This is a genomic window from Marinobacter daqiaonensis (assembly GCF_900115285.1).
Classification (GTDB): domain Bacteria; phylum Pseudomonadota; class Gammaproteobacteria; order Pseudomonadales; family Oleiphilaceae; genus Marinobacter; species Marinobacter daqiaonensis.
The window spans coordinates 95,014-114,290 of the sequence record NZ_FOYW01000003.1; the positions used below are offsets into that span (position 1 = coordinate 95,014).

A 19,277-nucleotide genomic window follows, 5' to 3' on the forward strand; every position below is an offset into this window, starting at 1 on the left:
ACATTAGCCATCAGCCTCCCGGACTGTCAACGGGCTGAACGGATAAGTTCGCGACCGTGAAGTGTGGCTTCGGCTCAACGGTTTCCGATTTTGCGGGCAAGATTGGTGCAGAGTGTATGAACAAATCCGATGTCCCGGTTGCTGAGCAGGGGCAGGCGCTCAAAAACCCACCGGGAGAGCGTGCTGTCAGGCGGTGTGTCCAGTTCTGGCAATAACTGTTCAAGCCGGTTTCTGAGGGCTGAAAGCCGGGCAGTATCGGTCGTCCCGGCGGGTTTTTGCTGACCAATGTTGTCCTTGAGGCCGGAGAGCTCCCAGGCATAGAGCATTGCCGCCTGTGAAAGGTTCAGGGAGGGGTAACTGACTGCCATGGGGATGCCCGTCAGCAGATCGCAAAGCGCCAGTTCTTCGTTGGACAGCCCACGGTCTTCCCGGCCGAACACCAGTGCCGCCGTCGTCACCGAGTCACCCTTGTTGGCGAGGACCTTTCCCAGGCTGCCGGGGGGATGCCAATCCTGACGATTATGGCGGGGCTTGGCGGAGGTACCGATGAGCAGATCTGCGGAGTTTCTTACCGCGGCAAGATCCGGGAAAATGCGCGCATTGTCGAGGATGTGGTCGCTACCATGGGCCAGCCAGTGGGCCTCCGGACGCTGGTGCAGTTCCGAGTTGACCAGCCACAGCTCACTGAAGCCCATGGCGCACAGGGCGCGGGCGGTCGCACCGACATTTTCCGGTACCTTGGGTTCAACCAGTACAAAGGCCAGTTGCATGACGTTACCTCCGCGGCGGAGTTTACACGACTCCGGGTCACCATTTCACCGTCAGTGGCGGCAGCTCGATGAATGGCTGCGCCAGCACCGGTCTTTCTGGCAGCCGGCGCCGTTCATGGATCCGGAGCCGGCGTGGACCAGGGATCTGCCCGGGATGCAGCAATGGCTGGAGCAGCTGGATGAGCGGGCCTGTGCCCGCTATGAAGACGATCCTGGCGCCCTGGTGGCCGCGCTTGAGGAATGGCTTCCGGGGCTGGTGGATCGTGAGCGACTTATCGCCGTGCCTGACTGGCGTTCGGATGCTGAGGCCAGCCTGGCGTTCACCCTGCCGGAAACCCGGGCCACCGACATGCCGGGGCGAAAACGGCTGCAGTCGGGTGCCTTCGCCGCGGCGCTGGCACCACTCCAGGTGCCGGTACTGGACTGGTGCTGTGGCAAGGGGCATCTGGCCCGTACCCTGGCGCCCCATTGCCCGGGTCCGGTCACAGGCCTGGAGTGGAATGCCGGCCTGGTGGCGGACGGAAACCGGTTGGCGACCCGTTTTGGAGATGCGGTGACGCTTCGTTGCGAGGATGTGATGGTTGCGGATCCCGGCTGGCCCGATCGCGTCCATGGAGTTGCCCTCCATGCCTGCGGCGATCTCCACCGCAAGCTGATGCGGGATGCGGTGGCCCGGACCCAGCCCCGGGTAAGCTTCTCACCCTGCTGCTATCACCTTACGGGGGCTCTTCCCTACCGGCCCCTGTCCAGCCTCGTATCCGGTGACCCGGGCAGGCTCGAACTGGAAAGCAATGACCTGAGACTGGCTGTACAGGAAACCGTCACGGCACCGGCGCGGGTCAGAGCCCAGACAGCGCTGGTCAGTCAGTGGCGTCTCGCCTTTGACGGCCTGCAGCGTCAGGTCCGGCGGGTGAATGAGTACCTGCCGCTGCCCTCTCATCCCAAACATCTGGTGAATGAAGGCTTTGCCGCTTTTTGCCGCTGGGCGGCCAGGCAAAAGGGTATCGAGCTTCCGGGGAACGTGTCACTGGAAGAGTGGCTCGACCATGGCGCCCGGAGGCTGCAGGAGGTCCGGCAGCAGGAGCTTGTGCGCCACCTGTTCCGTCGTCCAATGGAGCTCTGGCTGGTGCTGGATTATGCCATTTACCTGGAGGAGGCAGGCTATGAGGTGCGACTGGGAACGTTTTGCGACCGGGAGCTGACGCCACGCAACCTCTTGCTGGATGCCACCAGGGGCGGGAACTGAAAAAGGCGCCCGAGGGCGCCTTCTGGTTGGACTGAGGGTTGGGTCCGGTTTAGCGACGAACCTGGATGCGGGCTTCCACCCGACGGTTCTGCGCCCTCGCTTCTGCGGTCTCGTTGCTGGCGATGGGATCGGTTTCCCCATAGCCTACCGGCGTGACGCGGTCATCATCGATGCCGTAGATACTGATCAGGCGCTGGGCAACCGCCTCGGCACGACGCTGGGAAAGTGCCTCATTGTACTCGGCCGGCCCCGTGCTATCCGTGTGACCCGCGATCTCCACCGTCACCTCAGGATTGGCCTGAAGAACCTCGGCAACCTCGCGGATGTCCTCATCGTACCGGTCGCCAATCTCGGAACTGTCCACCGGGAAGCTGATGTACAGAGTGAAGGTTTCCACCGTCACAACTTCGCAACCGGTCTCATCCACTTCGGTACCCCGGAGCGTGCCCGGGCACTGGTCGAGGCGGTCCACCACGCCGTCACCGTCGCTGTCCCGTTCACAGCCGTTCTGGTCCACGGGTGCACCTGCTACGGTGCCGGGGCACTGGTCACGGCGATCGGGGACGCCGTCATTATCGCTGTCGGGTTCCGGCGCTGGTGCAGGGGCCGGTGCTGGCGCGGGAGCCGGCTCCGAAACATCGCGGCTGAAGGCCAGGCTGATACCGAGGGAAGCCTGGGCGTCGGTGGTGCTTTCATCCACACCGTGGAAGGCGCGCAGGTCCCCTCGCAGGGAGACCCTGTCGGTCATGTTGTAGCGAACACCGCCGCCCAGGTTGAAGCGGGTTTCATCATGCATGGTGCCCGGGGTGCTGGTGGTGCCGCCGTCAAAGTCAGCGTGGCCCACACCCGCTGCCAGGTAGGGGTTTATCGCATCGCTCTGACTGCCGAAGTAGTAAAGGCCGTCCACCCGGACCTCCTCGAAGGTCACCTCTCCGCCAACGTACTTCCGGTCGGGTTCGGATCGGGAGTACACCGCCTCGACTGCCCACTGTGGGAGGAAGCGGTATTCGATGCCGCCACCGTAAGTCACGGACTCATCAAGATCCCGCTTGTCGTCGAAGTACTGGTAGCCGACAAATGGATTCAGGTAGATGGTCTGGATATCCTCGGCCAGGGCCGGGGTGCTGATGGCTGCTGCAAGTACTGCAGCGCCAAGGGGGCGTAATGTTGTCATATGGCATCCTCTTTCCGTGGTCCGGGGCGCCTTTTGTTCGGGCGCTCTGTCGCAAGTTAAGTTTTGTAACCTGCGACTTACAAGAAAAAACTCAGAACCTCTCGGAATCTACTGAGTAATAGAAGGATACGAGACGGTTGCCATCGGGGCCTGCTAAATTAATGAAAATATAATGAAAAATTGTTAAGGGTCCCGATATTCGACTTCCGTGACGCACCCGTTCCGGAAATAGACGTAGGTCAGTTCATAAAGGGCACCATAGTAACGGGTCTGGTAAACCCAGGTTTCCACAGGGTGCTGATACTTCTCGGGGGGCTTGCCGAAGGCCCTCTCCACATGGTCCCGGGTCATGCCGGGTACTACCTGCTCACGGGCCAGGTACGTTCTGAGCCGGGTGGAGTTGATGTAGCGGCAGGAATTGTCCTCTTCTTCCGCTTTCGGCGGATCGTCTGGCGCGGCTTCCCTCGGGTCAGCGTCGAACTCCGGAAGGTTGTGGTTGAGGCTGCCGCCAATACGGTTGTCCGGAATGGTGATGGTCTCCGGATCAGGGCCACAGGGGCGGTCCGAGAAACGGATGCCCTCGGGCCCCTCGCAGCGATAGACCTCCGCTGCCAGAGCAGGGCCGGGGAACAGCTCCATCAGAGCCAATAGCGCAGCGCCTGGCAGGAGGAGCCATGGGAATGGGGTGTTACGCCTTTGTGGGTTCATGGGGTTGTCCTGAACGAGCTCCGGAGGGTGTGGCTGTATAGCAGGAGGCCATCAATGGCCGCCGCTGCCCTCACTGGCCAGTATCCGGAAATACAGGTGTGCGCTTTTCTTGCTGAAGTTCAGGGTCCTGCCTTCGTCAAAGCGCACTTCAAAGGCACTTTCCTCCTCCCGGACCACAGTGCCGGGGCCAAAGATGGCATGGCTCAGCCTGTTGTGGCTCCAGAGGAGCGCACCGTTCCTGGACGTGGTTGCCGTCTCGCCCTCCAGATTGATCCCGGCCCGTCCGGCATAACGCAGGCTGACGGGGGTCAGAGCCATGTCTGCGTGGAAAGTGCGGTTTTCTGGGTCTTCGCCGTTGCCATGGTCGAGCCAGCGGCCAAACTGGTCACTCAGTTCAAAGCAGAGCTCACCGACAAAACGGCTTTGAGCCAGGTCGGCATCCACTGCCGGACGTGGGCCTCCTGGCCGGGTGATCAGGTGCAGTTCGTCACGGGTTCTGGTGACTGCCACATACAGCAGGCGCCGTTCACTCTCGACAAAAGCCCGCAGGTCATCCTGTTGCCGGGGGCTGTAGGGCAGGTATTTTTCCTGAAGCCCGGGGATGATCACCCGCGGCCACTCCAGTCCCTTGGTGCGGTGAATGGTGGACAGCAGAACCCCCGCGGACTGTTCGTCCCCCCGGCGTTCCGCCGCCTGGCGCCGGAGCGTCTGCAGGTGTCGCAGGGCATCCGCCGGCGGAATGTCCAGGCTGGCGAGATAGGCCCTGAAACCCTGCACGGTATCGATGCGCTCATTGGCCGTATCGTGGGTCAGTGCCAGGCTGCGAATCCCCTCGAACAGCTCCGTGTGTTCGGCATAACGATCAAGCAGGGCGGCGACAGGGCCGTGGAAGTCCCGCAATGAGATCAGCGCCTCCCCAAGACGTTTGAGCTTGCGGGCCGCCATGGGCGCCAGGGCTCTATGGTCCAGGCTCAGCAGAGAGTTGCCCCAGTCACTCTCGAACCCCGCCAGCATCCGAGCAAGATGGCCCAGCTCCTGCTCCCTGAGCCCGACATGGGGGAACCGGAGCAGGTTACGGGCAATGTCCAGCCGGTCGCTTTCACTGATGTGGGGGAGCTGTCCGGTAAGCACCTGCAGCAGGCCCGTAATGGCCTCCACTTCACGGCTGAACAGTGCCCCCTTGCCGGCGTCGATGCGGTAGGGAATCTGCCGGGCAAGCAGTCTCAGCTCAATGGGAACGCTCTGGCTCCAGACCCGGAACAGAATCGCACTCCGGCATTGCTCCTCCGCCGGCAGACCTTCGAGGAGCTTCAGTGCAACGCCGCTGTCGCTCTCGCTCTGATGGAGCTGGATACGGGTCGGCGGGGTCGACGGATGGGCATGGCACAGCACATCGTTACGGCCCAGGTTGTTGGTGATCAGGTGGTTGGCCAGCAGGGCGACCCGGTGGCCATAGCGAAAGCTGTAGCTCAGGGTCTGTTGCAGGGGGTCGTCGAATTCCTCCCGGAAGCGGTGAAGGATGAACTCGGGCCTGGCGCCCCGGAACTCGTAGATGGTCTGGTCGGGATCTCCCACTACGGTCACCCGGGCTCGGTCACCGGCGACGTAACGCAACAGCAGGTGCTGGATCTCGTTGGTATCCTGATATTCGTCCACCACCACCAGGTCCATCTTGTTGGCCACGAGTCGCTGCAACGCCGGGTTCTGGTGAATCGCCATCACCGGCTCGTAGAGCATATCGGCATAGGTGATCTGACTGCGCTCCTTGCGCCACTGCTCAAAGCCGTGGAACAGGTCGATGAGATAGCGATGCCGGTCGCTGTAACCCTGCTCCTCGAACACCACCTCCACCGGTGTCAGGGTGGTTTTCACCAGGTCGATGAAGGCGGTGGCGGTTTCCACGTAATCCTTCTTGTTTCGCCGGATCTCGTCGGCGAGGTCCTCCGGCGCCAGCCGCCGGGTCAGCAGCCAGGCCTGGTAACTGATTTCCTGCTCGCCGAGGATCTGCTCGGAGAAGGCCGGCAGATACCCTTCCTGCACGAAGCGCCGATAAAGACGCAGTCCCATGGCGTGATAGGTCCGCACTTCCGGCAGGGCCACGCCCAGACCCCGGGTCACCTCCCGCAGCTTGCGCTCGAAATCCAGTCGGGCACTGCGGTTGAACATCAGTACCAGCATCCGGCGCGGATCATGGCCCTGCTGCAACAACCAGCGCAGACGCCAGGCGAGGGTGGTGGTCTTGCCACTGCCCGCCACGGCGGTGATCAGCGCGTGCTCGTGGCCCGCGGTGATGATCTCGCGCTGCTCGTCGGTCAGGAAGTCGGGGAGTTGGCTGGTCATGCCCCCATTGTAAAGGGCCCCTGACACCGGGTCACCCATCCCGCATAATGGCGGCCATCGACAACACTGAATCCTTCATAGGAGGCATGTATGGCAACCGCAACCAAGGAACCGGTCAACGTACTGGGTGAGACTCTGGAAACCTGTGGCAACGACCCGGTGACCGGGTTCTACCGGGACGGCTGTTGTAATACCGGCCCTGACGACCTCGGCAGTCACACCGTCTGTGCCGTGGTGACCGACGACTTTCTGGCCTTTTCCAGGGCCACGGGGAATGATCTGAGCACGCCCCGTCCGGAGTTTGGATTTCCGGGTCTCAGGGGCGGCGATGGCTGGTGCCTGTGCGCGGCACGGTGGCAGGAGGCTTTCGAGGCGGGCCACGCACCCCGGGTCAGGCTGCGCGCCACCCATCGCTCCGCTCTGGAGTACTGTGACCTGGCGGACCTGAAAAAGCACTCCATGGACCTGAGTTAGTGTCAGGGTCGGGCTGGAGGGCTTTCGCGCAACGACTCCGCGAGCGGGGCGAGCGTCGGCTGGTGGTGGTTGAAGGCAGCCGAGAGCAGGCCCTGCAGGCAGTCGGAATTATCCTTTCGTCACTGTCACCGAGCGGAGGGCTGTGGAGCGGTCCCGCGGAGGATTCGCCGCATCCGGCGCTCGCTCCCATCAAGGCCACGTCGGCCCGTCATTACCTCGGTACTGAAACGTCGCTTCTGGTCTGGGATGGGTGGCAGGGCAATCCGCCCGACAGCCTCGCCGCCCTTGCGGGCACACTGAGCGCAGGAGGGTTGTGGGTCTGGTTGATGCCGCCCATGAAGACCTGGAGGGACTTCCCGGACCCGGATTACGACCGGGTGGGGTTGGCCCATAACAGAGCTCACCCGTTCCTGGCGCGCGCGGGGCGACTGATCGCGGCCGATGGGAATGCTATCCGGCTCACCGCCGGTCAGTTACCGGCGTCACCGGCTCTGCCACCACCACCGGATGCGGGGGTGTTCAGGCCAGCCAGCACCGACGATCAGGCCCGCGCGGTTTCCGCGATTACCGGTGCGGGCCTGGGCCGGCGGCGCCGGCCGCTGGTGATTACCGCGGATCGGGGTCGGGGCAAGTCGGCGGCACTGGGGATAGCCGCCGCGCGGCTGCTGAAGGGAGGCCGGCGCCGCATCGCCGTGGTTTCGGGGCGGCGCGACAGCGTCACCACCCTGTTCCGCCACGCCGCCGAAGAGGCAGGCGTGCCCGATGCCGGTGAGAATACCCTGTGGGTGGCCGGGGACGCCTGCCTGAGCTGGTATCCGGTGGATGATATGCTGGATCGTCATCCCGAAGCTGAGCTGGTGATCGTGGATGAGGCAGCAGCGATACCGGCGGCGCTTTTGCGCCAGGTTCTGCTGGGTTGGCCAAGAGTGGTATTTGCCACCACGGTACACGGTTACGAGGGCTCGGGGCGTGGTTTCAACCTCCGTTTCCGCGAGGTGCTGGCCAGGGAGACGCCGCAATGGCAGGCCATCACCCTGGAACAGCCCATTCGCTGGTCATCCTCGGACCCCCTGGAGCCCCTGGTGAATCGCCTGTTCCTGCTGGATGCGGAGGCACCCGGGGGCAGAGAAGAGGGTGCGGTTACCCTGGACCTCTGGCACCCCGCTGATGCCAGTGAGGACGAATTGAGCCAGGCTTTCGGCCTGTTGGTGGATGCCCATTACCGGACCACCCCCGGAGACCTTCGCCAGTGGCTGGACGACCCTGATGGCGTCAGCGTGGTTGCCAAGTGCCAGGGACGGATCGTTGGCGTGCTCTGGGCGACAACCGAGGGTGGCCTTTCACCTGGGCTCGCGGAAAAGGTTTCCCTTGGCCAGCGACGTCTGAGAGGCCATCTCCTGCCCCAGTCCCTGGCCAATCACGGTGGCCTCCCGGCCGCTGCGACCTTGCGTCTGTTACGGGTTGTCCGGATCGCTGTGAGCGAGGCACACCGCCGTTCCGGAATAGGTCATGAGCTGTTGGCCATGGTGTGCCAGAAGGCCCGGAGCCTGGCACTGGATGCCGTGGGCACCAGCTACGGGGGGGCGCCTGATCTGCTGGCGTTCTGGCGCTCGGCGGGGTTTGCGGTGGTGCGCCTGGGGATCCGCCATGAGGCCAGTTCCGGGGAGTATGGGGTGCAGATGATGAAGGGACTGAGTGAGAAAGGTGGCGACATCCAGCAGCGCCTCGCGTCCAGGTTCTCCGAGCAATGGTCGGTATTGCTGCCGGTGGTCTGGCCGACCCTGGCTGCCGACCTGGTGCTGGCCATCAGCGCCGACCTGCCGCCGGCACCGCGCCTGACAGCGCAGGAAATGATGGAGCTGGAGGCCTTCGCCCACGGCCACCGGGGGTTTGAGCTGACCCTGCCGGCTCTGAAGAGACTGAGTGGTCAGCCCGGGATTGCGCTTGCGATGGAAGGCCTGGCGTCGGGACAGGAACTCTGGGTGGCGGCCGTATTGCAGAACAGGGACTGGCAGACGTTGCGAGGGACCCGGTTGTGCCTGGGTCGCGGTGACGGTGAGCAGCGCCTTCGGGCCGAGGCCGCCACAATGCTGGCGGCGCTGTCGTCCTGACCGGTCAGAGGTCGGCCAGTGGGTCCTGTTCGGCGGGCCAGGGCGGCTGGAAGTGGCTTTCGACGTACTCCTCGGGCACCTCGCTCAGAGTGGGAAAAGACCATTTTGGCTCATTGTCCCGGTCGATTATCCTCGCGCGGATACCTTCCGCCAGGTCCGGCCGGCTACCGCAGTTGGCAACCATGGCCAGCTCCATGCGGAAGATGTCCTTGAGGGACATCTGCAGGCCATGGCTCAGTTGCCGTTCCAGCAGCCACAGGGAAACCGGGCAGGCGCTGCGAAGGGAGCTGATACACCGGTTCCACCAGTCATCGGCGGTGTTACTGTCAAGCAAGCGTTCCACCACCCGAGGCAATTCATCCCGCCGGCACAGTTTCGCAATGGTCTGTTCGTGAAGCTCCAGTTCGCTGGGGGGGAGGGCCTCCGGAGTGGGTTCGGGCATCTGGTTCAGTAACCGGTAAAGCCGGTTGTCGTCGGCGGCCGTTTCGCCGCTCCAGTACTGGTCGATGATCCGGTTGACCAGCTCATCCAGGCTGTTTCGCTCAATCACCTTGTCGGCGAGGCCGATTCTCATGGTGTCAGAGGCATTGAGACGGGCGCCGGTGAGTCCCATGAACAGGCCGATGCGGCCGGGTAGCCGATTCAGGAACCAGCTCGCGCCGACGTCTGGAAACAGCCCGATTGACGCCTCCGGCATCGCCAGCTGGGCGTTCGGCGTGACCAGCCGATAGCGGCTGGCCTGCAGCAGGCCCATGCCGCCGCCCATGGTGATGCCGTGGGCAAGGGTGGCTACGGGTTTGGGAAAGGTGTGCAGGGTGTAATCCACCCGGTATTCCCGAGCGAATATACTGGTAACGGTTTCCGCCCCGGGGTTTTTGCGAAGGCTCTCGTACAGCTCGCGAATGTCGCCGCCGGCGGAAAACCCCCTTGATCCGTTGGCGTTGAGCAGTACCAGACAGAGGTCGTCGTCCTGTGCCCACTGGTCAAGCTGCACCTGCATGGCGGTAAACATGCTTGCAGACAGGGCGTTCAGGGTGTCTGGTGAGTCCAGGGTGATGATGCCCAGTTTGCCACCGCGGCAGGGAAGTTCCTGAGTCTGGATGCTCATGGTTTATTGTGGGGTCCTGAGGTTTGCGGAGATGTCGACACCTGCTACTGTGGAATTAACTGTAACAGAAATAAAGCCTCCAAAGGTCGGAGGCCGGGGCGCCCCTGGGATCATTCCGGCGCCTTGACCTATCTCATGAGGGCCTTGAGAGCCCGTGTGATATAAAGATGTCCAATGATGTCAAATAACTGGTGGAGAGACCTATGAGCTTCAAGAAACTGTTGATGGCAGCCGCACTGACCTCAGTCGCAATTGCCCCGGCCCTGGTATCGGCGGCTGATGTTGAGGCGGGCAAAAAGAAATCGGCTGTGTGTGCGGCCTGTCACGGACAGAATGGTATCGCCCAAATCCCGGGTTATCCCAACCTGGCTGGCCAGAACGCGGCTTATCTTGTCTCGGCATTGACAGCCTACAAGAACAAGCAGCGCATGGGTGGCCAGGCAGTTGTGATGCAGGGACAGGCCGCTGGCCTAAGTGATGAGGACATGGCAAACCTGGCGGCTTACTATGCCAGCCTGCCGGCGGATGGCGGCAAATAATCTTCACCCGTAACAAAAAACCGGCCTCAAGGAGGCCGGTTTTTTTTGTGCCAGCGATCCCCCGGGATCACTTGACGATCCGGTAGCTCGGCCGGTAGGCGGAGTCCCCCGGCAGTTTCATCCGGTTCTGGGCGACGAATGCCGCCAGCATTTCCTCCAGCGGTGTCAGCAGCAAGGGGTCACCTGAGATCTCGAATGGCCCCTTCTCTTCAACCTGCCGGATACCCTCTGCTTTCACATTACCGGCGACGATGCCACTGAAAGCCTTGCGCAGATTGGCGGCAATCATGTGTACCGGCTGGCTGGTATGGAGTTCGAGCGCCTGCATGCTCTCGTGGGTCGGCTCGAACGGCATCTGGAAAACCGGGTCGATCTTCAGCATCCAGTTGAAGTGATAGGCATCCTGCATTGCCCGGCGGAACGCTTCCACGTCATGGATGCCTTTCTTCATGGTCTGGGCCACCCGGGCCGGGTCATCGATAATGATCTCGTACTTCTCGGCAGCCTTGTCGCCCAGGGCATTGCGGATAAAGCGGTCGATCATTTCGAAGTATTCGGCATTCTCCTTGAGGCCGGTGAAGATCACCGGGAAGGGGAGATCGGCATTGTCCGGGTGGAGTAACAGCCCCAGCAGGTAAAGGATTTCCTCGGCGGTGCCCACCCCGCCCGGGAAGACGATGATGCCGTGGCCTGCCCGCACGAAAGCTTCCAGGCGCTTTTCAATGTCCGGCATGATAACCAGCTCATTGACGATGGGGTTTGGCGCTTCCGCACCGATAATCCCGGGCTCGGTGATGCCAATGTAACGACCGTTCTTGACCCGCTGCTTGGCGTGGCCGATGGTGGCTCCCTTCATGGGGCCTTTCATGGCGCCCGGGCCGCAGCCGGTGCAGATGCTCAGGCCCCGGAGGCCGAGCTGGTGCCCGACTTCCTTGCTGTAGCTGTACTCCTCGCGGCTGATGGAGTGACCACCCCAGCAGACCACCAGATCCGGCTGACGGCCGGCCTGCAGGGTGCGGGCATTGCGAAGGATCTGGAAAATCAGGTTGGTGAGATCCTCCGGATTGTCACGGCGGAAGCCCGCCCCCGGGGTCACGAGGGTGTTGGAGTAGACGATGTCCCGCAGTACCGCGAACAGGTGCTCCCGGATCGCGCGCATCATCTGCCCGTCCACGAAGGCGATGGCCGGAGCGTTGACGACCTCCAGCTTCAGGCCGCGGGGCTGGGGCACCAGCCGGATGTCAAAATCCGAGTAGGCCTCCATCAGATCCTTGCAGTCGTCGGTTTCCGCGCCGGTATTCAGAACCGCCAGTGCACACTGCCGAAACAGACGATACAGGCCTCCCTCGCTCCGGTCCTTCAGGCGGTTAACCTCATGGTTAGAGAGTATTTCCAGGCTGCCCTCGGGGGAAATCAGGGCGTTGACCGTCGGCTGTTTCTGCATGAATTCCTCTGCTCCTGAACGAAGGTTTTGCGCTGGCAGGACGTGCGCTCCCGGCGAGGCCGGATTTTGAGGCACGTCAGGAACCGGGTAGACTAAGGCCTTTGGAATCTTTACGCCAGTCAAACCAGCCCGGCCATTGTCCCATGAAGTTACTGATCCGTCCGGCCCCGGAAGTGGCCATCAAGAGTAAACCCGTTCGCCGCCAGCAGATGAAGCACCTGCGCCAGAACATCAGGAAGCTGTTGGCGAGGCTCGACCATGATATCACCGTGGAGGGAAGTTGGGACCGTGTCGATGTTCACCTGCCCGATGATCGCGGGCTTCTGAGCCCGGCCCTTGACGAGTTGGGTCGTATTCCAGGCATTTCCACGATCCAGGAAATCTCGGTCTACCCCCTGGTCAGCCTGGAGGATGTGGCGGAAAAGGCGCTGGCCGCGTTTGGGAGACGGGTGGAGGGAAAGACATTCGCGGTTCGGGCCAGGCGGATCGGCAGCCACGATTTCACCTCCAATGATGTGCAACGGCTCGTGGGCAGTGTTCTCATGGCCAACACCGGTGCCTCGGGCGTCCGTCTCAAGGACCCGGATGTAGAGGTGCGCATCGACGTTCGCGAGGACCAGTACCACCTTTCCCATCGCAAGCACCAGGGCGCAGGGGGCTATCCCCTGGGCAGCGTCGAGTCGGTAATGACACTGATCTCCGGTGGCTACGATTCCTCCGTGGCAGCCTACCTGATGATGCGCAGGGGCCTGCGGAGCCATTTCCTGTTCTTCAGCCTGGGCGGTCAGGCCCACGAGGTGGGAGTGCGGCAGGTGGTGAGTCATCTCTGGAACCGCTACGGCTCCTCCCATTCCGCCAAGTTCATTTCGGTGCCCTTCGAGGGTGTGGTGGCCGAGATCATGCGTTCGGTAAATCACCGACACTGGGGGGTGGTGCTCAAGCGGCAGATGCTCAAGGCGGCGTCCGAGATTGGCGCCGTGAACAACGTCGCGGGCCTGGTCACCGGCGATGCCGTTGCCCAGGTTTCCAGCCAGACCATGACCAACCTGAATGTGGTGGATCGGGCCAGCAATGAAGTCGTCCTGAGACCGTTGATTGCCATGGACAAGCAGCAGATCATCCGCATCGCGGCGGAGATCGGCACCGAATCTTACGCCCGCAATATGCCGGAATACTGTGGCGTGATTTCCCAGAAGCCCGCCACCCGGGCGAAACTCGACCGGGTCGAGGCCGATGAGGCATTGATGGATCCCACGGCCCTTCGACGTGCCATCGACGAGCGCAGGGAAACGCCGGTGGCTGATCTGATGAACACCGAGCTGACGCCTGATGCGGTGGAGCTGGTGTCCACTCCCGACGTGGATGATGTGATCATCGACGTGCGTCATCCGGATGAGGAGGAGCGTTCGCCGCTGGTCCTGACCAACAACGAGGTCATTAACATCCCCTTCTACGAGCTCAACCAGCAGGTTGAGGCCCTGTCCCAGGATCGCCAGTACCTGCTCTATTGTGCCAGGGGCACCATGAGTCGCATGCATGCGGGGCACCTGAAGGCGGAAGGGCACGACAACATCAAGGTATATGCGCCGGGACACTGACCGGCGGTAGCCCCAGGGAAGACAGAAACCCATGCTTCAGTTGATAAAGCTGGCGATAATGCCTCCCTTCCTGAACATCCTGCTTCTGGCGGCAGGCTTGCTGTTAATGGGGTCCTTGCCACGGATGGGCAGGACGCTGATCCTGCTCGGGCTGGTATCGCTTTATCTCTTTTCCATTCCGCCAGCGCAGCAGGTACTGAGCCTTGGCCTGGAGGACCACCCGGTTCCAACGGTTGAGGAGGCGTCCCGGGCCGGTGCCATTGTGGTCCTTGGTGGTGGCCGTGAAGTATCGGCGCCCCACTGGTCCGGGCAGGATGTGGTGGCGGAGGCACCCCTGGCCCGGCTGGCGGAAGCGGCCCGCTGGCACCGCAGGACCGGATTGCCGATGCTGCTGACCGGTGGCCGCAACGGCATGCCGGAGGCGGAATCCGAAGCGCAGATCATGAACCGGATGCTTGAGGAGGCCTTTGGAGTGCAGGCACGCTGGCTGGAACATGAAAGCCGCACCACCCGGGAAAATGCCGAACTGAGCGTGCCCATTCTCAGGACCGCCGGCGTCGACACCATCCTGCTGGTCACCCACGCGGCCCACCTGACCCGCGCCATCCCCGAGTTCGAGCGCCGCGGCCTGGACGTGATCCCCGCCCCCATGGGATTTACCCACAGCAATGAGGAGCAGGCCTTCAATTTCCTGCCGCGAACCTATTACCTGTTGGAGAGTACCCGCCTGCTCCATGAGCAGGTCGGGCGGCTTTACTACTGGCTGACGCGGTCCGGCTGAGGGCGCCTTCAGACCGCTCCAAGGCCCCGGAAAAACCGCTGAACATTCTCACTCAGTGACTCCAGGTCATACCCCCCTTCCTGCACCACCAGTGTCGGCAGGTGAGTGTCGGCAATGCGCTTGCCCAGCCGTGAGAAACCATCCGAGGTGACCGCCACCTTGGCCTGGGGGTCGTCCTTGTAGATATCGAAGCCCAGGCACAGCACCAGTACGTCGGGATCGTAGAGTTTGATGTCGGTCAGGGCCTGGTCCAGGGTGTCGAAGAAGTGCTCTTCACTGGAGCCGTGGGGCATGGGGTAGTTGATGTTGTAGCCATGGCCGTCGCCTTCACCGCGTTCGTTCTGGAAACCGGTCACCACCGGATAGAAGTTGGTGGGATCGCCGTGGATGGAAACGTAGAGAACGTCACTGCGGTCGTAGAAGATCTCCTGCACCCCCTGGCCGTGATGCATGTCGGTATCGAGGATGGCTACCCGCGCAAAACGGTCCTGCAGGTGCTGGGCCGCTATGGCGGCATTGTTCAGGTAGCAGAAGCCGCCGGCGGCATCCCGGCGGGCATGGTGCCCGGGCGGGCGGCATACCGCGTAGGAGACCCGGTCGCCTGCCTTGACTGCATCGGCCGCGCCCAGGGCTGCCTGGGCCGACCAGTAGGCCGCCTCCCAGGTTCTGGCGCCGATGGGCGAGCTGCCGTCGGCCTGGTAGCGGGCGGCTTCGGCGAGAACGCCCTGGAGGTGGTTGGGCGAGCGCACGAAGATGTTGGACATGACTTCATCGCCCCAGTCCTCCTGTTCCATCCAGCGGCGGTGGGCGGACTCCAGAAAGCGCAGGTAGCCAAGGTCGTGGATATCCGAGATCGGCCCGGCGCCCTGGTCCGCCGGCTGCAGAACCTCGACTCCCATCTCTTTCAGGCCTTCCAGCATCTGGCCGGTCCGATCGGCTACCTCCTGGGGCTGGCGCATCCGGCCCTTGGTGAAATAGGTCTTCGGTTCGTGCAGATCCTGGGAAGGATGGAAGAACGCTTTCATGTTCCGGACTCCTTAAGTCTGTGCGTATTTGGGACCAGTATAGATGTCGGCTGAGCTATTGCCCGAGAAGAAAGCTTGCTGCCTTTACACCCGGCCAAAACGCAGCCAATATGACTCAGTAGTCTCACTCCCGGACATTCTCGTCAATACCCTAGACAGCCCAGAAGAACAAGCAAGAAATACTGTCCCTGAAACAGAGGAGCCACAATGATCAAGTCAGACCTGCTCAAGAACATGAAAGGTTACATTGGCGGCCAGTGGAAGGCGTCGGGCGACCAGACCTTCGACGTCTACAATCCGGCCACCGGCCAGGTGATCGCGAAAGCACCGTCAATGCCGGCCGAGGACGTGAAAGCCGCGATCGAGTCAGGGCAGTCGGCCCTGAAGTTGACCAAGCCCTATGCCATCGAGACCCGGCGCCAGTGGCTTGAGCAGATCCGGGATGCCCTCAAGGCCAACCGGGAAGAGATTGGCCGAATCCTGTGCATGGAGCATGGCAAGCCTCTGAACGAAGCCCAGGGCGAAGTGGATTACGCGGCCGGATTCTTCGACTACTTCTCGAAGACCATCGGCGAGTTGAATTCCCGCACCCTGGAAGAAAAGCCCAAGGACTGTACCTGGACCGTCCACTACCGTCCCGTTGGCGTGGTGGGTCTGATTACACCCTGGAACTTCCCCATCGGCATGATCGCCAAGAAGCTGTCCGCCGCTCTGGCAGCAGGCTGTCCCTCGGTGATCAAACCGGCCAGCGAGACACCCCTGACCATGATTGCCCTGTTCACCATCATCGACGAGGAAGTGGACCTGCCCGATGGCATGGTCAACCTGGTGATGGGTAAGGCCAGTGTGATCGGCAAGGTGCTGTGTGAACATCCGGACGTGCCCATGCTCAGCTTTACCGGTTCCACCGAGGTGGGACGCAAGCTCATCGAGGATACGACGGAACACGTCAAGAAGCTGGCACTGGAGCTGGGTGGCAATGCGCCCTATATCATTTTCGAGGACGCCGACCTGGACAAGGCGGCGGACAACCTCATCGCCAACAAATTCCGTGGTGGCGGTCAGACCTGCGTGTGTGCCAACCGGATCTTTGTTCACGAGAAGGTCATGGACAGCTTCAGTCAGAAGCTGGCGGACCGGGTCAACAAAATGACCGTGGGCGATGGCATCAACGGTGATGTGGATATTGGCCCGCTGATCAACAAGGCCGGCTTCAACAAGGTGAAAGACCACCTGGAAGATGCCCTGGACAAGGGCGCGACCCTGGTGGCCGGCACCAGACCGGACGATCTCCCCAGCGACACCCTGTTTTTCCCGCCCACCGTCGTTTCCGGCATCAAGCGTGATATGGCCTGCTTCCGCGAGGAAACTTTCGGTCCGCTGGTGCCGATGGTGTCCTTCAGCTCCGAGGAGGAAGCCGTCGAGATGGGCAACGACACCGAGTTCGGCCTGGCGTCGTACCTGTTCACCGCCGACGAAGAGCGTGCCATGCGGGTGGCAGGCGCCCTGCGCTTCGGCCACGTGGGCTGGAACACCGGCACCGGCCCGACTCCGGAAGCCCCCTTCGGCGGCATGAAGGCCTCCGGTATTGGTCGGGAAGGCGGCCTTGAGGGTCTGTTCGAGTTTGTTGAGCCGCAGACGGTACCCCGCGGTTTTTAAGCCTGAATCAGCGTCGGCCAGTGATGGCCGACGCTGGTCCCTCCAATAACCCAACCCCTTCCCATGGGTGATATACTCGTGCCTCATTTTCAACCAGGCAGCAACGGCAGAATCCCATGGACGTCTCCCCCATCATCGACCCCCTGAACGACGCCCAGCGCGAAGCGGTCACCGCCCAGAATGACCACCTGCTGGTGCTCGCTGGTGCCGGCAGTGGCAAGACGCGGGTGCTGGTGCACCGCATGGCCTGGTTGATGCAGGTCGACCAGGTGCCGCCGACGGGCATCCTCGCCGTTACCTTCACCAACAAGGCGGCGAAGGAGATGCGCTATCGCATCGAGCAGATGATGAACATCCCCTCCAGGGGCATGTGGTTCGGCACCTTCCATGGCATCGCTCACCGTCTGCTGCGCTCCCACTGGCAGGACGCCGGTCTGCCGGAAAACTTCCAGGTGCTGGACAGCGACGACCAGTTGCGGCTGATCAAGCGGGTGATGCGGGAGGCACAGATCGACGAGAGCCGCTGGCCACCGAAACAGGCCCAGTGGTTCATCAACAGCCAGAAAGACGAAGGCCTGCGGGCGGACCACATCCAGGAAAACCCTGGTGACCATTTCACCAGCACCATGCTGCAGATCTATCGCCAGTACGAGAAGCTCTGCAACCAGGGAGGACTGGTGGACTTCGGCGAACTGTTGCTGCGCTCCCACGAACTCTGGCTGCACCGGCCGGAGTTGTTGACCCACTACCAGCGCCGGTTCAAGCACATCCTGGTGGACGAGTTCCAGGACACCAACACCATCCAGTACGCCTGGCTGCAGGTGCTGGCCAGCAATCGGGTGCCCATTACCGTGGTGGGTGATGACGACCAGTCCATCTATGGCTGGCGGGGCGCGAAGATCGAGAATATCCAGCAGTATCAGCGGGACTTTCCCAACGCCCGCCTGGTCCGGCTCGAACAGAATTACCGCTCAACACAGACCATCCTCAAGGCTGCCAACTCGGTGATCGCCAACAATCAGGGCCGGCTGGGCAAGGAGCTCTGGACCGATGGCCCCGAAGGGGAGCCCATCAGCCTGTATGCGGCCTTCAACGAGATGGACGAGGCCAACTACATCGCCGATACCATCAGCACCTGGGTGAGCGAAGGCAGCCTGCGTAGCGAGAGCGCCATCCTCTATCGATCCAACGCCCAGTCCAGGGTGCTGGAAGAGGCCCTGATGCGTCAGGGTATTCCGTACCGGGTCTATGGTGGCCTGCGGTTCTACGACCGCCAGGAAATCCGCAATGCCATCGCCTACCTGCGGCTGGTTCATTACCGGCGGGATGATGCGGCGTTTGAGCGGGTGGTCAACGTGCCCACCCGGGGGATCGGCGCCAAGAGCCTGGCTGACCTTCGCGCCCATGCCACCGAGCAGGGTATCTCCCTCTGGGAGGCATCGCAGCGGATGCTGGACGCGGGCGCGGTCAAGGGCAAGGCCCGCACCGGGCTGCAGCAGTTCATCGATATCATCCAGGCGCTGTCGGAAAAGGTCGATCAGTCCTCCCTGCAGGGTCTGATGAAGGAAACCCTCCAGGTCAGCGGTCTCAAGGATTACCACGCCAACGAGAAAGGGGAGAAGGGCCAGGCCCGGGTTGAAAACCTGGAGGAACTGATCAATGCCCTGTCGGATTTCGAGGTGGACGACGGCGAGGACGCCCTGGCGGAATTCATCGCTCAGGCGGCTCTGGACGCCGGCGAGGCCCAGGCGGATTCCCATGAAGACAGCGTCCAGCTGATGACCCTGCACTCCGCCAAGGGCCTGGAATTTCCGCTGGTGTTCCTGGCGGGTGTGGAAGAGGGCCTGTTCCCCCACAGTATGTCCCTGGAGGAACCCGGGCGCATGGAAGAGGAGCGCCGGCTGGCCTATGTGGGTATCACCCGGGCCATGAAGCGGCTGATCCTCACTTACGCCGAGTCTCGTCGCCTCTACGGCCAGGAGAAATTCCACGCCCTGTCACGATTCGTGCGGGAGATCCCGGCGGACTGCATCCAGGAAGTGCGCCTGCGCAATACCGTCACCCGTCCGGCCATGGTGTCCCGGCCCAATGAAAGCCTGTTCAGTCAGGCCCCCGACGCCGGTACCGGCTTCACTTTGGGGCAACGGGTACGCCATCCCAAGTTTGGGGAAGGTATCGTGATGAACAGCGAGGGTAGCGGCCATCACACCCGGATTCAGGTGAATTTTGATGAAGGTGCCAAATGGCTTGTGTTGGCCTATGCGCCCCTGGAGGCTTGCTGAGGCGCCGGGACACCAGAC

The 19,277-nt window shown here is 62.3% G+C and carries 15 protein-coding genes; 8 read left to right on the top strand and 7 right to left on the bottom strand.

Annotated features, from left to right (window positions below):
* Window positions 1-74: 74 nt before the first annotated feature.
* Window positions 75-770 carry a tRNA/rRNA methyltransferase gene (locus BM346_RS15565; RefSeq protein ID WP_092015309.1) on the bottom strand — a complete coding sequence of 232 codons (696 nt, stop codon included), beginning with the start codon at window positions 768-770 and terminating at the stop codon, window positions 75-77.
* Between BM346_RS15565 and BM346_RS15570 the strand changes: the two genes are divergently transcribed.
* The gene (locus BM346_RS15570; RefSeq protein WP_092015312.1) at window positions 769-2,016 is read left to right on the top strand and encodes a methyltransferase; all 1,248 of its coding nucleotides are present in this window, start codon (window positions 769-771) and stop codon (window positions 2,014-2,016) included. The two genes, BM346_RS15565 and BM346_RS15570, sit on opposite strands and share 2 nt — an antisense overlap.
* A 49-nt stretch (window positions 2,017-2,065) precedes the next feature.
* Here BM346_RS15570 and BM346_RS15575 read toward each other — a convergent pair whose 3' ends face one another.
* The 3 genes from BM346_RS15575 to BM346_RS15585 all read right to left on the bottom strand — a co-directional run bounded on the left by BM346_RS15575 (window position 2,066) and on the right by BM346_RS15585 (window position 6,238).
* Window positions 2,066-3,190 carry an OmpA family protein gene (locus BM346_RS15575; protein ID WP_092015313.1) on the bottom strand — a complete coding sequence of 375 codons (1,125 nt, stop codon included), beginning with the start codon at window positions 3,188-3,190 and terminating at the stop codon, window positions 2,066-2,068.
* 183 nt (window positions 3,191-3,373) lie between these two features.
* On the bottom strand, window positions 3,374-3,898 hold the full coding sequence (locus tag BM346_RS15580; protein ID WP_227662795.1) for a DUF4124 domain-containing protein: 525 nt from the start codon (window positions 3,896-3,898) through the stop codon (window positions 3,374-3,376).
* A gap of 51 nt (window positions 3,899-3,949) precedes the next feature.
* Window positions 3,950-6,238 (bottom strand): ATP-dependent helicase, encoded by a 2,289-nt coding sequence (locus BM346_RS15585; protein WP_092016018.1) that lies wholly within the window; start codon window positions 6,236-6,238, stop codon window positions 3,950-3,952.
* Window positions 6,239-6,328: 90 nt separating this feature from the next.
* Here BM346_RS15585 and BM346_RS15590 point away from each other — a divergent pair, with 90 nt between their 5' ends.
* On the top strand, window positions 6,329-6,712 hold the full coding sequence (locus BM346_RS15590; RefSeq protein ID WP_092015316.1) for a DUF2237 family protein: 384 nt from the start codon (window positions 6,329-6,331) through the stop codon (window positions 6,710-6,712).
* Window positions 6,712-8,823, top strand: a complete 2,112-nt coding sequence (locus BM346_RS15595) for a tRNA(Met) cytidine acetyltransferase TmcA (protein WP_092015319.1) — start codon at window positions 6,712-6,714, stop codon at window positions 8,821-8,823. Before BM346_RS15590 ends, BM346_RS15595 begins: the two co-directional genes overlap by 1 nt.
* A gap of 4 nt (window positions 8,824-8,827) precedes the next feature.
* On the opposite strand, the gene BM346_RS15600 is transcribed toward BM346_RS15595, so the two are convergent.
* Entirely contained in the window at window positions 8,828-9,931 is a 1,104-nt protein-coding gene (locus tag BM346_RS15600; protein WP_092015322.1) for an enoyl-CoA hydratase/isomerase family protein, read from the bottom strand.
* A 203-nt stretch (window positions 9,932-10,134) separates the two neighbouring features.
* Here BM346_RS15600 and BM346_RS15605 point away from each other — a divergent pair, with 203 nt between their 5' ends.
* Window positions 10,135-10,470, top strand: a complete 336-nt coding sequence (locus tag BM346_RS15605) for a c-type cytochrome (protein WP_092015325.1) — start codon at window positions 10,135-10,137, stop codon at window positions 10,468-10,470.
* 67 nt (window positions 10,471-10,537) lie between these two features.
* On the opposite strand, the gene ppnN is transcribed toward BM346_RS15605, so the two are convergent.
* A complete protein-coding gene (gene ppnN, locus BM346_RS15610; protein ID WP_092015328.1) occupies window positions 10,538-11,914 on the bottom strand; it encodes a nucleotide 5'-monophosphate nucleosidase PpnN in 1,377 nt (458 codons plus the stop codon).
* A 143-nt stretch (window positions 11,915-12,057) separates the two neighbouring features.
* Between ppnN and thiI the strand changes: the two genes are divergently transcribed.
* The gene (gene thiI / locus BM346_RS15615; RefSeq protein ID WP_092015331.1) at window positions 12,058-13,512 is read left to right on the top strand and encodes a tRNA uracil 4-sulfurtransferase ThiI; all 1,455 of its coding nucleotides are present in this window, start codon (window positions 12,058-12,060) and stop codon (window positions 13,510-13,512) included.
* 31 nt (window positions 13,513-13,543) lie between these two features.
* Entirely contained in the window at window positions 13,544-14,293 is a 750-nt protein-coding gene (locus BM346_RS15620; protein WP_092015334.1) for a YdcF family protein, read from the top strand.
* An 8-nt stretch (window positions 14,294-14,301) separates the two neighbouring features.
* Here the strand turns inward: BM346_RS15620 and BM346_RS15625 are convergent, their stop codons facing one another.
* Window positions 14,302-15,318, bottom strand: a complete 1,017-nt coding sequence (locus tag BM346_RS15625) for a histone deacetylase family protein (protein ID WP_092015337.1) — start codon at window positions 15,316-15,318, stop codon at window positions 14,302-14,304.
* A 207-nt stretch (window positions 15,319-15,525) separates the two neighbouring features.
* Here BM346_RS15625 and BM346_RS15630 point away from each other — a divergent pair, with 207 nt between their 5' ends.
* Both BM346_RS15630 and uvrD read left to right on the top strand, forming a co-directional pair.
* Window positions 15,526-16,977 carry an NAD-dependent succinate-semialdehyde dehydrogenase gene (locus BM346_RS15630; protein ID WP_092015340.1) on the top strand — a complete coding sequence of 484 codons (1,452 nt, stop codon included), beginning with the start codon at window positions 15,526-15,528 and terminating at the stop codon, window positions 16,975-16,977.
* Window positions 16,978-17,093: 116 nt separating this feature from the next.
* Entirely contained in the window at window positions 17,094-19,259 is a 2,166-nt protein-coding gene (gene uvrD / locus BM346_RS15635; protein WP_092015343.1) for a DNA helicase II, read from the top strand.
* Window positions 19,260-19,277: the final 18 nt, after the last annotated feature.